Below are 13478 nucleotides of genomic sequence, written 5' to 3'. Positions count from 1 at the left end.
CCGATCCGTTCAATTGAGGGGAGTAGTGAGGGCCTTGTCGTCGGAATCGACGACGAAGACCGCAAGCAGCTTCGCTGGCCTGGTCTTGCTGGCGTTGCGGCTGACCGAATGGGTTGCGTTGGGCAGCTCCGACCAACTCTCGCCCGCTTTGTAGATGCGGGTCTCGCCATCGTTCACCTTGGACTCGATCTCGCCCGAGACGACATAGGCGAAGATAAAGGCGGACCTGGCATGCCGGTGCGGCTGGGAAGCGGCGCCCGGCGCATAATCGACCTCGACGACGACCATCGATTTGCCGGGGATGTTCGGGATCACCTGCTCGAACTTCGGCGTGACCGTCTCCGATTGGTCGTCCTGCGCCCAGGCCGGCCCGACGATGGCAATCGCGGCGCAGGCGGCGGTGAAAATGGCACGAATTCGCATTGGCCTCTCCTTGCCCGTATAGATGCCGGCGAATCGGGCCAGGAAAAAGCACCAAGAACGCAAAAAAATCGTGTACTGAGGCTTCATGAGCAAGCTGCTGGACCTGGATTTGGATCGCGCCGCCAAGACTTCCCTTGCGGAGCAAATTCGCAAGGGCGTGGCCGTCGCAATCGAGGAAGGCGTTCTGGAACCAGGCGCACGGTTGCCCTCATGGCAGGACTTGGCGGCGCAGCTGGGTGTCGCGCGCGGCACCGTCCGGACCGCCTATGAGAAGCTCGCGGCCGCCCAGTTGGTCGAGGCAACGCCAGCTGAGGGAACGCGCGTCGCACAGCGCCCCCGCACCGTCGCGAAATCCGAGCCGGTGCCGGATGAAGGCTCCTTCATGCGGATTTATCAGGAGATGACGCAGGGTCCCCGGATCTTCCAGATGGGCATCCCCGCAAGCGATATCTTCCCCGCCACCTTGTTCGCGCGGATACGCGCGCATGCCATCCGCGCCGAAGCCGCTGCCGCCGCCCTCTACCCCGATCCTCGCGGCGAACTCGAGTTGAGGCGGGAAATCGCTGGCTACCTCGCCGTAGCGCGCGGCATCACCTGTCTGCCGTCGCAGGTCATCATCACTGGAGGTTTCGGTGCGGGGCTCGGCCTGGCGCTATCCGTTCTGAAGCTGGCGGGGGAGACCGCCTTGATCGAGGAGCCCAGTTTCCCATGGACCCGAAAGGGGCTCGAACTCGCCGGTTTGTCTCTCGCTCCGGTCCCGGTCGATTGCAACGGCATCGATCTCGATGACGCACTGTGCCAGCATCCGACCGCGAAGCTTGCCCTGGTCACACCGGGTCAACATGCGCCGCTCGGCTCGACCTTGTCGCTCGAGCGGCGCCTGCGCCTGCTCGAATGGGCAGCTTCGACCCAGGCCTGGGTGATCGAAGACGATTATCTGAGCGAGCTTCAGCTGACCGGCAGGGCCGCGCCGGCGCTCGCGTCGCTCGACCGCGACGGGCGCGTCATTCACATCGGGTCCTTCAGCAAGACAATCAGCCCGACCCTTCGGCTGGGTTTCGCGATCGTGCCGGCCAGCCTCGTATGCGCTTTCGCTGAAGTCGCGGCGTGCTTAGCGCCCGCCCCGGGACCGGCAGTGCAGCTCGCGACCGCCGAATTCATGCGGGAGGGCCACTATATTCGCCATCTCCGCCGCACGAAGCGGGCCTATGTCGCAAGGCGCGCGACGTTGCTCGAGCAGCTTTGGGCGAATGTGAATGCCGACCAGATTGCAACGCCGGGCCTGGCCGTGCTGCTGAAGCTGCCGAGGGAAATATCGGACATTGCCGTGGCGCGCGAGGTTTCGGCCTTCGGGATGTCGCCCGCACCGCTCTCCGCGTGGTATGCGTCGCCCGCCACTGCCGAATCCGGCCTCTTGCTCGGGGTCGCCACCACGCCGGGCAAGAACCTGGCAAAATCCTGTGATCGGCTCTTCGAGGCGATTAGGCGGATCGACGGCGGACAGCCGATTTGAGACTGCTCCAAGTAAGACGTTGCTAGGCAGCGACACTCGTTGAAACAAGCGACCACTGAACGAGGCCGTCTATGGTAACGCGAATCTTCGCCGGCAGCGCCTTTGTCTGCGGCCACAGGACGCTGATCGGCAGTTCGCCGCCTGACAGGCCCTCCAGGACAATCTGAAGGGCCCCGTCTTGAAGATCGCCTTCCACCATCCATGACGGAAGTTGCGTCAGACCGTGTCCTGCCTTAGCGGCCATCAGCACCGTCTCGAAATCCTGCAGTTCATGCTTGACGGGGACGGCCTGCCGCGCTGTCGAGCCGTCGGGTTGCTTCATCAGCCAGGCGATGCGGTTGCCTTGCCGTCGTCCGACGATGCAATCGTGTCCGGCAAGATCGCTCCAGGATCGCGGAACGCCCCGCCGTGCGAGATAGCCAGGTGCTCCGACTATCACCGTCTGCTGGACCCCAATCTGTCGCGCGACGAGGTCGGTCGAATCCTCAAGATTGCCGATACGCACGGCGAGGTCGATGTTTTCGCCGATCAGGTCGACCCGCCGGTCGGTGAAGCTGACATTGAGGTTCAGCGCCGGATAGCGTTTCGCAACCCCTAACAGTACGGGCATGACGTGCAGTCGACCGAACGCCGTCGGGAGATCGATGCGGACTTCGCCGCCAGGCGTGTCCCGCGCGAGCGCGAGGGCGCTCTCGCCACGCTCAAGTTCGTCGAGTGCCGCGACGCAGTGCTCCAGCCAGGCCTCTCCGGCAGGCGTCAAGGTCAGGCGGCGGGTCGTCCGGTGGAGCAGCTTGGAGCCCAAGCGCGCCTCCAGACGCGACACCGCCCGGCCGATCGCGGACTTGGCCATGCCCATTTCCGCCGCAACCGCGGTGAAACTACCGAGCCGAATAACGGCTACGAATTCGGCGATGCCATCGAAACGCGAGTTCATCCGCCTATTGTAGCTTCAGACGCAATAGTGAGTCCACCAGTCCGGCACTAATCTGCTGAGGAGTATCCCTTTATATCTTCTGGAGCTTTAATTCTCCACAGGAGCCGCCCCATGCCCTCTCTATTCGATTCCTTCGATCTAGGTCCCGTCCACCTCACGAGCCGCATCGTCATGCCGCCGATGACGCGCACCCGCACCTCCGAGGGTGCTCTTCCGACAGATGGCGACCTCCCGAACGAACTGACCGTCAAATATTACGGTCAGCGAGCTAGCGCCGGCCTGATCATCTCCGAAGTCAACGACGTGGATCAGTCCAGCCACGGCTACGCGCGGATTCCCGGGATTCACTCCGAAGCCCAGAAGCAGGCCTGGCGCCCGGTGACCGAAGAGGTTCATCGTCAGGGCGGCACCATCTTCATGCAGCTGTGGCATGTCGGCCGACTGGCGCATTCCTCGCTTCTGCCGAACGGCCAGGCGCCAGTGGGCGTGACCGCGGAACAGGCCGTCGGCTCAGAGGTGTTCGCCCATGGCCCGGACGGCCGGTTGCGCTTCATGGCGGCAGAGACGCCGAGGCCGCTCAGCACCGAGGAAGTGACGGCCATGGTGGGAACCTTCGCCAAAGCCGCTGCCAATGCGCGGGAGGTCGGGTTTGACGGCATCGAGATCCATGCCGCCAACGGCTATCTGATCGAGCAGTTCATGAACTCGGTGCTCAACACCCGCACCGACCGCTACGGCGGCGGCAGCATGGAAGATCGTGCGCGCTTCCTGATGGAAGTCGTCGACGCGGTCGTGGCGGAATTCGGCGCGGGACGCGTGGGGGTTCGCCTCTCACCGTTCGGCAAATATGGTTCAATGCCCGCTGATCCGCTCGTCGAGGAGACGTTCCTGTACATCGTCGAGCAGCTCGGGCGCCGTGGCGTGGCCTATGTCCATCTGCTCTACGAACTGCTGCCCGACGGCAACATGGAATCGGCCACATTCGAGGCGCGCCATCTCGACCACGACATGCTCGCCAAGGCGCGAGCGTCGTTCCCCGGCGCGTTCATCTGGTGCGGCGGCTTCAATGACGTCGAGCGCGCCCAGGCAGCGCTCGATACCGGGCTGGTGGACCTGATTGCCTTCGGCAGGCCGTATATCGCGAACCCGGATCTCGTCGAGCGTCTTCGGAGCGGCTGGCCATTGGCCGTAGCGGACCGGTCCGTCTATTACACCCGCAATGGCGAGGTGGGGTACACGGACTTCCCCACCTAGTCGAAGAATGGCGCCGCAAGCAGGGCCGCCTGACACGACGATAGGCCGAGCAGGAGTCCGGCGCAGCGCCACGCACTCCTGCCGGTCGAGACGACCTCCATAGGTTCCGGCGGAGTCGCCCTGTGCCCGCGCAGATCCTGGATCTGGGTGCGCCTGACCGCCCTTCTTTCACTACAGGCAGAAACATCATGACAAAGCGAACATTTCTCGTCACCGGCGCCAGCAAGGGCATCGGCCGCGCGCTCTCGGCGCGGCTCGCCGCCGCCGGTCATCACGTTGTCGGCATCGCTCGTGGCGATAATCCAGCGGACGAGCTTGGCGTGAAGGCCATCGCGAAATGGAGGAGCAGCCCGCCTCGAGGCCATTGGCAGGAGGCGGGCGTGAGGATTAAATATTCGCTTGTGCTAATATAAAAATGACGTAACGTAATGTCCGGCATCTTGAGGATGCGCAACCGTGGGGGAGTACGATGAGAGTTGCTATATTTTGCGCGGCTATCATGATCGCTGCGACTGGTGGCACCATTGCCAAGGAAAAGAAAGTGGTGGTCGGTGATGCTGCGGCCCTGTGCTCTACGAAGCACTCGACCAAGAAGCAGGTGAGAGATCTGGACTGCGGTTTGACTGGCACGGCCAAAATGCCGGATGGAGCAACCCCGGAAAAGCCGCGCCTCGGATACGACACCGATCCGTGGATGGTCATTGGCTTTTAAAGCTGGCTGCAGATAGCCGCCAACTTGCGGCGTGGCCGATGGTCGCCAGGTACTTGGAATGACACTCGTATCAAATTCCAGCACGACCAAACGAATTACCGCAATCCACCAGCAATCCCCAATTGCCGTGAGCCCATCGGGCGCTTGGCGAATTGGGACGTGGTTTCGGCACGACTACCTGCCGACGAAGTAGTTATCTGCGCGCCGATTGTCGCTGATTGTCTATGGAATTTTTTTACTTTTGTTTTCAGTGTGTTACGTTGCAGATTGGCGTATTTTCGGCGGCGTTTGAGTGGGGGTCAGTAATGATCCGGTGGTGGGCCGAACTCGATGATCCTGCCACGATGCATGACAGAGAACCGCCCGCCAAAATGGGTGACGACGGCAACATGGCATGGTGCACCGGCTTGTATACGACCTGAGGCGTCACGTTTGCACTCACAAAGAGCTCAATCTCGGCCCTGCGATATTCATGGATGAGGCATACGTGTGTTAGTTGTGGTAAGGAAATGACGCATTCTTTTCATGGAGATTGCGATGAGGGAGAGAACGATTGAAAGCGGCCTCAGCCCGCAAATGCAGGAGGCCATTCCGATAATTCGACGCGTTTTCAGACAACATGCGCCGAGGCGGCTTGAGCTTGAGCTTACTGCTGGAAAAGAGTGGTATAATCATTCCCGCTGGTCCCTGCATCATTCCGGCAATGCGGTTGATATTAGGACGAAAAAGCTGGCGGATCGCGGGACCGGTATGTTGTCAATCCTTTTAGGATACTTTTTGCAGCAGGAACTTAACTCTGAACTTGGCAAGGCCAAGTATTTAGTCCTGGTGAACGATCAAGGGCCTATGTTTCCGCATATTCACGTTCAGTATAATCCAGGGGCCAGAATGAGCACACCTGGGGACTATGACGGCAAGCGACGGCGAGAGGTCTAGCCGCCCAAAGGAACTCATTTGCGTGCTTGGTTGCCTTTTGCACGCTAGCGCGGACAAAAGCCTCGCCGCGCTCTTGCGCCATGCCGTGGAAGGCATCCTTCAATCCACCGCGGGACGCAAAAGCCGTTTGATGCGCCGGTACCATCCGCCCAAATTACTCGAAGAAATAAGTAAAGCCCCCGTCGGAGGCTCCGACGGTCACCTTCGTCATCTTTTCACCGTCAAGCGACCGGTTGAGCACGCCGCGGCTTAATTCCGGCAGAAGCGTGTTGGTTAAGATGGCATCGATCATCCGCCCGCCGGATTCGATTTCCGTGCAGCGCGCCCTGACCAGATCGATGACGCCGTCGCCGATCACCAGTTCCGCGCCACTGGTTGCACGCAGCCGGCGAGCGATCCTGGCGAACTGATGACGGGTGATCGCCTCGATCATCGAATCCGACAGCGGGTAGTAAGGAATGGTTACCACCCGTCCAAGAAACGCCGCCGGAAAAACCTTCAGCAACGGCCGGCGCAAGGCCGTATCCAGATCTTCGAGGCCGGTCCGAACCGTGCCGTTCCTCGTCCGGTCCATGATGACTTCGGAGCCGACGTTCGAGGTGAGCAGGATCAATGTGTTCTTGAAATCGATGCGCCGCCCTTCGCTGTCGTCCATCATGCCCTTGTCGAAAACCTGGAAGAAGATTTCGTGGACGTCCGGATGCGCCTTCTCGACCTCGTCGAGCAGGATCACCGAATAGGGTTTGCGCCGAACCGCCTCTGTCAGGATGCCACCCTTGCCGTAGCCGACATAGCCGGGGGGCGCTCCCTTTAAAGTCGAGACAGTATGCGCCTCCTGAAACTCCGACATGTTGATCGAGATCAGGTTCTGTTCGCCACCATAAAGCGTCTCCGCCAAGGCCAGCGCGGTTTCGGTCTTGCCGACGCCGGAGGGGCCACAAAGCAGGAACACCCCCACCGGCTTTTCCGGCGCGCCGAGCCCGGCGCGGCTGGTCTGCACACGCTTGGCGATCATCTCCATGGCATGCTCTTGGCCAACCACGCGCTCGCACAGAGTGGCCGCGAGCCGGAGGGCTTTTTCGGTCTGGCTCGACAGCATGCGCCCCGTGGGGATGCCGGTCCAGTCCTGGACCACCGCGGCCACGGCATTTCGATCAACCGAGGGCAGGATCAGCGGCGCCTCGCCTTGCGCCTCGGCCAGTTCAGCCATGCGTTCGCGCAACCGGGTAAGATCGGCGACCGGATCAGGTGGAAGTCCATCGGCAACAGCCGTTTTCACTTTGGGATCGGATGCCTTGTCCTTGGACGTTTGGATCTCAGGCAACTCAGACTCAGAGGCATTGGCATCCGCTGGCGTTTCCACCCCATCGAGCGGCATACCGTCGCCGCGCAGCCGGGCACGCAATTCGAGTATCTCGGCAACTAAAACTCTTTCGCGGTCCCAACGTTGTTGCGCGGCAGCCAGCGCGACCCCTGTTTCGGCAAGTCCGGTGTCGACCCGTGCCTGCCGTTCGGTCACCTCGATCCCGATCGCCGCCTCACGATCGATGATGCCGTGCTCGACCTCCAGCGCCTGGCGCCGCCGTATGATATCCTCGAGCTCGGCCGGCGTGGCATGCTGCGAGATTGCGACCCGGGCGCAAGCGGTGTCGAGAAGGCTTACCGCCTTGTCGGGTAGTTGCCGCGCCGGGATATAGCGGTGTGACAGGCCCACTGCCGCCTCGATCGCCTCATCCAGTATCTGCACCCGGTGGTGCTGCTCGAGAACTCCGGCCACCCCGCGCAACATGAGAACGGCCACAGCTTCGGAAGGCTCGTCGATCTTTACCACCTGAAACCGACGGGTCAGCGCCGGGTCTTTTTCTATGTGCTGCTTGTATTCAGCCCAGGTCGTTGCCGCGACGGTACGCAGTTCACCGCGTGCCAGCGCCGGCTTCAGGAGATTGGCCGCGTCGCCGGTTCCAGCAGGGCCGCCTGCGCCGATCAAGGTGTGAGCTTCATCGATAAAAAGGATAACCGGTGTTTCGGACGACTGCACCTCGTCGATTACAGCCTTAAGCCGTTTTTCGAACTCGCCCTTTACGCTTGCCCCGGCCTGCATCAAACCGACATCGAGCATGCGCACGCTGACGCCCTGTAGCATCGGCGGTACATCGCCCTGGGCAATACGCAAGGCGAAGCCCTCGACGACCGCGGTCTTGCCTACCCCGGCTTCGCCCGTCAGGATCGGGTTGTTCTGCCGCCGCCGCATCAGGACATCAACGATCTGCCTGATCTCGGGGTCGCGGCCGACGACGGGATCGATCTTGCCGTCGCGGGCGCGCTGGGTCAGGTCGGTGGCGTATTTCGCCAGCGCCGAATCCCCACCCGGAGCCCGCCGTGGCATCTCCGTTGCGGAGACCGTGGTCGAGGTGCCAGCTTCGAGTGAGCCCTCCATGACATCGGCGAACCGCGCGATCACCGCGTCGGCGTCGATCTCGTCGAATGCGCCGCTGATCTTCGACAGCAGGCCTTCTAGGACCGGGGTCTTCAGGCAAGCGAGCAGAATATGCGCGCTGCGGACTTCCTCGACGCTGAACTCAAGCGTCGCCAAGTTCCAGGCCTCCTGGATGGCATGAAAGATGTGGTCGGAAAATTCCTCGATCGATGTGGCGCCGTATGGCAGCTTGTCCACGGCGCGGGTCATATCGGCCGTGAGCCGGCTGGCATCCACTCCCGCATCGGCGATGATCATTTGCACGTCCGAGCGATCGGAAAGCACCAGTTGCTCGATGAAGTGGACGAGTTCGACGTAAGGGTTGCCGCGCAGCTTGGCGGTGTCCGCGGCTGCCTTGAAGGCGCGCACGCCGACAGGATTGAGCTTGCCGACCAGTTCCTTACGCTTGAAGCTCTGTGACGACCGGCGCTGTTCCATCGAACCTGCTCCTGCAATCTGCCAGTCGATAACCTGCCACATAAGCCGTCGCTTGACAAAGCGCCCGATGGACGGCGTCGCCAAGGCCGTTCGCGGGGCCGTCAGCCTTTGGAAGCCCAGACCACTGGCGGCAGAAGAATTTCGCGCATCCATGTGGTGCATTTTACCGACCGGGTTCGGCAGTCTCGCCAAGCCATCCCATAGCGAATACGCGGTGGTCAGCTTTCGTTAGTTTTTAAGCAGCGGCTTTAATTGGCGTACGGCACGTCAGTGTGGTAACCTTGGGTCAAGTGCCGTTGAGGGCCGGTCGCTGGGGGTCTGTGTGATTGATGTCGCACTTTGGCTTACTCCGCTCGACGGTGAAAATCCGTCAGGGGAGGATTTGCGCAACAACCCGGCCTTCCATGAGCTGGAGCGACTGACGGAACAGCAGAAGAAAGTCGAGTTCCAAGGCAGCAAAAACACTGAAGTCGACGTTCCGATAGACTGGCCTACCGTGCTTACCAGGGCTGAAGAGCTGCGGTCTCACGGCCGGGACCTGCGCCTTCTCGTCATTGTTACGCGTGGACTGGCCAACGAGCATCGGTTGGCCGGCCTGGCTGCCGGCCTGACCCTCATCGCGCAAACCGTCGATCAGCATTGGACGACCATGCATCCGGCCCTGCGGCCCGGTGCCACGCCGCGCGAAGCAGCCTTGCGCCGCATCAATGCGCTTACCGACCTTCAGAACAGCCAGGACGGTCTACTCAAAGATTTGCGGAAAATGACATTCTTTGCGCCGCGCGCCATTGGGCCGATCCTGGGCGCGGATCTGGAGAAGGGTTCGCTTGACGAGCGGGTCATGCTGCAGGAGGCTGCTTCGGGACTGAATGCGGCCGAGAAGGCGAAGCTGGCAAGCGAGCACAGCCAACTGGTGAACCGGGTGCGCAGCGCATGCGCGGCGCTGATTGATCAGGCCGGGCCAGAAATGACGTTGCTCATAGCCGACGCCCGCGCCGCGATCGCCGCTCTCGAGAGCGTCGAAGCCGCCTTTAACTCCCGCCTCGAAGGCGCTGGCGCCACGCTTCCCGAGTTAAAGCGGTTTCTGCAGCGTCTGCTGACGACCCTCGAACGAAACGCGACCGGTGCCACTGCCGCGAACGGCCTCGCAAAGCCGGTCGCGACGCCAGCAGAACCGGCAGCACGTGTTCGCAACGGCGATGGAGCCGATACGATGGCAAGCGTGGCAAGCTACGCAGCATCCGGCGACAGCGGCCTGCCCGACCGGATCTCCTCGCGCGACGATGTCGTCAAATGCCTCGATCTCGTCGTCGCCTTCTATGACAGCACCGAACCGTCCAGCCCGATCCCGCACCTGGCGCGGCGCGTGCGCCGAATGGTGCATATGGATTTCGTTGAACTGATGGAAGATCTCGCCCCGTCGGGACTGAAGGAATTTCGGCTTCTTGCCGGCGTTCCCGATGTCAAGAAGACGGCACAGAAAGATGAAAGGTAAGACACATGCCAGCCGAAAGCAAAGCCAAGGTCATCGAACGAAATCGCGCGCCACGGGTGCAGATCGCCTATGACGTGGAAACCTACGGCAGCCCGACGACGATCGAACTGCCGTTTGTCATGGGCGTGATGGCCGACCTTTCCGGTGCTTCGCAAACCAAGGAAGCGTCAAAGTCGGTTCTGGACCGCTCCTTTGTCGAGACCGACGCGAACCGCTTCCCCAAGTTCATGGAGGCGCTCGGACCCCGCGTCAAAGCGCGGGTGAAGAACACGCTGCCGCAGGCCGAAGGCCAAGAGCGCGACGAGGAACTGGCACTCGATCTCACCTTCACCAAAATGGGCGATTTCGCCCCCGACAAGATCGCCGAGCAGGTTCCGCAACTGGCCGAGATCCTCAAGATGCGTCGTCAACTCGAGGAATTGCTGGGCTTCATGGATGGCCGCGTAGACGCCGAAAAACGTATCGCGCAGTTGCTGAACAACGAGCCACTTCTTGGCAAGATCGCCAGCCAGGCGCTGACTGACGACGACAAGACGGGAGAATAAACCATGGCCGAACAGCAAAAGACCGCCACCCTCGCCGCCGAGGCCGAAGCCATAGACCTTGGAGAATTCAGTGGACTCCTCGAGAAGGATTTCAAGGTCAAGAAAGACGACAGCGAGAAGCTGCAGCAACTCGTGCGCAATCTCGCGCTCGCAGCGCAGTCCCGTTCCGACACCACTACCATCTCGTCCAATGCCATCAAGTCGATCAAGTCGCTGATCGCCGGTATCGACAAGATGCTGACGGCTCAGGTCAACGAGATCCTGCACGCGCCGGAAGTGCGCGAAATGGAAGGCACATGGCGCGGCCTGTGGTACCTCGTCAATAACACCGAGACCGACCAGAAGCTTAAAATCCGGGTGATGAACATTTCCAAGGAGCAGCTAGCCGACACGCTCGAAGACTACGAAGGCCAGATGTGGGATCAGAGTCCGATCTTCAAGAAAGTCTACACAGACGAATATTCGATGCTTGGCGGCGAGCCGATCGGCTGCGTGATCGGCGCCTACGAATTTTCCAACCACCCGCGCGACGTCGGTCTGCTACGCAACATCTCCGGCATCTGCGCTTCTGCGCATACGCCTTTTATCGCGGCCGCCTCGCCTCGACTGTTTCGTATGGATAGCTGGCAGGAATTGCCGAACCCTCAGGATCTACAGCAGATCGTTTCCAACCCGGCCTATGCCTCCTGGCAGTCGCTGCGCGAAAGCGAGGATGCTCGCTACATCGGGCTGACCATGCCCCGCGTCCTGGCCCGGCTGCCATATGGCACGGACACCGTTCCGGTGAAGGGCTTCACCTTCGAGGAAGAGGTGCAGGGCGATCACAACAAGTATGTCTGGATGAACGCCGCCTTCCCGATGGGCGTCAACATCAACCGCAGCCACAAGCTGTTTGGCTGGGGTACCCAGATCCGCGGCGTCGAGAACGGCGGAACGGTGCTTAATTTGCCGGTGCACAGCTTCCCGACCGATGATGGGTCGATAGCGATGAAATGCCCCACGGAAGTCGCCATTGATGACCGGCGTGAGGCGGAACTCGCCAAGCTTGGCCTGATGCCGATCCTGCACCGGAAGAACACGGATCTTGCGGCTTTCATCGGTGCCCATTCGTTACAGGACGACGAAACGCGCGCCGGCCGACTGGTGGACCCCGATGCGCAGTCTAATGAGCGGCTGAGCGCCAACCTGCCCTACTTGTTCCCGGTTTCGCGCTTTGCGCACTATCTCAAAGCCATAGCGCGAGACAAGGTCGGGTCGTTTAAGGAACGCTCCGACATGCAGATCTGGTTGACCGAGTGGATCAACCGCTACGTGCTGGCCAACCCGGCCTTTGCCGACGACAAGGCGCGCGCCAAGCGCCCGCTCGCCGCCGCCGAGGTCCAAGTGGACAGCGTGGAGGGGCGGCCGGGCTACTACAACGCCCGCTTCTATCTGCGCCCGCATTACCAGTTGGAGGGCATCAATGCCTCGCTTCGACTGGTGTCGGAACTGCCGTCCGTTAAGACTTGATTGCAGCAACAACAATCTTTTTTTTGACAATGGTGGAGAGAGACAATGCCAGTAAAGATTGATGGTTTTCTGAAGGTTCCCGATATCAAGGGCCCCAGCACCCGCGACGGCCACGATGATGAGATCGAAATCCATGGCGTCGACTACAAGATGGTCGCACCCTATGACCCGAATTCGCTCTCACGTCGGGGCCGCGTGTCCATGGGCATGATCAAGTTCATCAAACACTACGACAAATCTTCGCCCTATCTCAAGAAAGCCTTGTTCGAGAACAAGGCCCTCGATGAAGTGGTGTTCTCGGCACGTCGGACGATCGATGGCGAGACTAAGGATTATCTGGTCGTCACCCTCACCGACGCCTCGATCATGGAATACGACATGTCGCAGGCCGAGGATGAGGAAGACCTGATCCAGGAAGAGGTCAGCTTCGCCTACAAGAAGATCAAGTTCGTCTATGACGGCAATGATGAAGCCGAAATGGATGTCTATGTCGGCAAGTGAGGGTCGGCGACCCGACGCTGGCAAGCAGCACAGTACCGGCAGCTTGCGGGCAAAAAGCGAGGCCGTCCAGCCGTCGCTTTGGGATCGCCTCGTCAATGACCTGCCTGGTCTGACCTCGGAGATAGACGGGCTGCGCCATGTCTTGCTCGACGAGCTTGGCGCCGACCGTGTCGACGCCCTCGTTGGCGCCAGCGCGCGGGCCATCGACGCTGATGCCGAACTCACAGCCGAGCAAAAACGGCGTCTGCATCGATTGGCCTTTCAGACCCAGCATCGGGTCGAGATCGAAAGTCGCGGCGTTGTGGTGTCAGCCCGCGTCCTCAGAGAAGCAGTGCGGCGTGACGTCGAGGCGCTCTTCAACACCGAGCGCTTCGAGGCCACGCCGCTCCTGTCCGATCTGGAAAATGAACAGGTATCGGACAACCCACCATCGCTCGCAGATTTCCCGGAGGTGCGCCGGAGCGTGGTCAATTACGGCGTCCCCTCCTTCTCGGGCAGGTCTTCGCGCGACTTTGATCGCGATGTGCTGGCGCGTGAGATCCGTGCGGTGCTCGCCACCTTCGAGCCCCGCCTCAAGGAAAGCGCAACAAAGGTCACAGTGACGCTTGGCGACAAGACCGCCGGCCTCAAGATCGAGATTGACGGTGTGCTGATCATAACCCCGACACCGGAACGCATGCGCCTGCGCACTACGATCAATCTCGATAACGGCGCGGCGCGGACCGAAATCAGGGACGCCTGA

Annotated in this window: 13 protein-coding genes; 10 read left to right on the top strand and 3 right to left on the bottom strand. The window is 61.1% G+C overall.

The window, feature by feature from the left end; genetic code table 11:
• Positions 1-9: 9 nt before the first annotated feature.
• Positions 10-423 carry a cupin domain-containing protein gene (locus ACIU1A_RS03540; protein ID WP_140515115.1) on the bottom strand — a complete coding sequence of 138 codons (414 nt, stop codon included), beginning with the start codon at positions 421-423 and terminating at the stop codon, positions 10-12.
• An 85-nt stretch (positions 424-508) separates the two neighbouring features.
• Here ACIU1A_RS03540 and ACIU1A_RS03535 point away from each other — a divergent pair, with 85 nt between their 5' ends.
• Entirely contained in the window at positions 509-1936 is a 1428-nt protein-coding gene (locus tag ACIU1A_RS03535; protein ID WP_404926623.1) for a PLP-dependent aminotransferase family protein, read from the top strand.
• Between the two features lie 22 nt (positions 1937-1958).
• Here ACIU1A_RS03535 and ACIU1A_RS03530 read toward each other — a convergent pair whose 3' ends face one another.
• Positions 1959-2870 carry a LysR family transcriptional regulator gene (locus tag ACIU1A_RS03530; RefSeq protein WP_140498281.1) on the bottom strand — a complete coding sequence of 304 codons (912 nt, stop codon included), beginning with the start codon at positions 2868-2870 and terminating at the stop codon, positions 1959-1961.
• A gap of 111 nt (positions 2871-2981) precedes the next feature.
• On the opposite strand from ACIU1A_RS03530, the gene ACIU1A_RS03525 reads away from it, so the two are divergent.
• From ACIU1A_RS03525 to ACIU1A_RS03510, 4 genes are all read left to right on the top strand, one after another.
• Positions 2982-4124 carry an alkene reductase gene (locus ACIU1A_RS03525; RefSeq protein WP_404926622.1) on the top strand — a complete coding sequence of 381 codons (1143 nt, stop codon included), beginning with the start codon at positions 2982-2984 and terminating at the stop codon, positions 4122-4124.
• Positions 4125-4246: 122 nt separating this feature from the next.
• The gene (locus ACIU1A_RS03520; RefSeq protein WP_404926621.1) at positions 4247-4537 is read left to right on the top strand and encodes an SDR family NAD(P)-dependent oxidoreductase; all 291 of its coding nucleotides are present in this window, start codon (positions 4247-4249) and stop codon (positions 4535-4537) included.
• Between the two features lie 86 nt (positions 4538-4623).
• Complete coding sequence (locus ACIU1A_RS03515) at positions 4624-4836, top strand: hypothetical protein (protein WP_181168590.1); 213 nt, start codon at positions 4624-4626, stop codon at positions 4834-4836.
• Between the two features lie 537 nt (positions 4837-5373).
• Positions 5374-5772 (top strand): hypothetical protein, encoded by a 399-nt coding sequence (locus ACIU1A_RS03510; RefSeq protein ID WP_140524737.1) that lies wholly within the window; start codon positions 5374-5376, stop codon positions 5770-5772.
• Between the two features lie 154 nt (positions 5773-5926).
• Here ACIU1A_RS03510 and tssH read toward each other — a convergent pair whose 3' ends face one another.
• Complete coding sequence (gene tssH, locus ACIU1A_RS03505; RefSeq protein ID WP_404926620.1) at positions 5927-8686, bottom strand: type VI secretion system ATPase TssH; 2760 nt, start codon at positions 8684-8686, stop codon at positions 5927-5929.
• Between the two features lie 322 nt (positions 8687-9008).
• Here tssH and tssA point away from each other — a divergent pair, with 322 nt between their 5' ends.
• The 5 genes from tssA to tssE are packed head-to-tail and all read left to right on the top strand — an operon-like array spanning position 9009 to position 13478.
• A complete protein-coding gene (tssA, locus tag ACIU1A_RS03500; protein ID WP_404926619.1) occupies positions 9009-10181 on the top strand; it encodes a type VI secretion system protein TssA in 1173 nt (390 codons plus the stop codon).
• A gap of 5 nt (positions 10182-10186) precedes the next feature.
• The gene (gene tssB / locus ACIU1A_RS03495) at positions 10187-10726 is read left to right on the top strand and encodes a type VI secretion system contractile sheath small subunit (protein WP_140515109.1); all 540 of its coding nucleotides are present in this window, start codon (positions 10187-10189) and stop codon (positions 10724-10726) included.
• A 3-nt stretch (positions 10727-10729) separates the two neighbouring features.
• Positions 10730-12235: a type VI secretion system contractile sheath large subunit gene (gene tssC, locus ACIU1A_RS03490; RefSeq protein WP_140498288.1), complete on the top strand. Its 1506-nt coding sequence runs from the start codon at positions 10730-10732 to the stop codon at positions 12233-12235.
• Between the two features lie 45 nt (positions 12236-12280).
• Entirely contained in the window at positions 12281-12736 is a 456-nt protein-coding gene (locus ACIU1A_RS03485; protein ID WP_115143971.1) for an Hcp family type VI secretion system effector, read from the top strand.
• On the top strand, positions 12723-13478 hold the full coding sequence (gene tssE / locus ACIU1A_RS03480; RefSeq protein ID WP_140498535.1) for a type VI secretion system baseplate subunit TssE: 756 nt from the start codon (positions 12723-12725) through the stop codon (positions 13476-13478). The genes ACIU1A_RS03485 and tssE overlap by 14 nt, the downstream gene beginning before the upstream one ends.

The organism is Mesorhizobium maamorense, assembly GCF_044998965.1.
In the GTDB taxonomy this organism is placed as follows: domain Bacteria; phylum Pseudomonadota; class Alphaproteobacteria; order Rhizobiales; family Rhizobiaceae; genus Mesorhizobium.
This window is presented reverse-complemented; position numbering and strand designations above follow the sequence as displayed.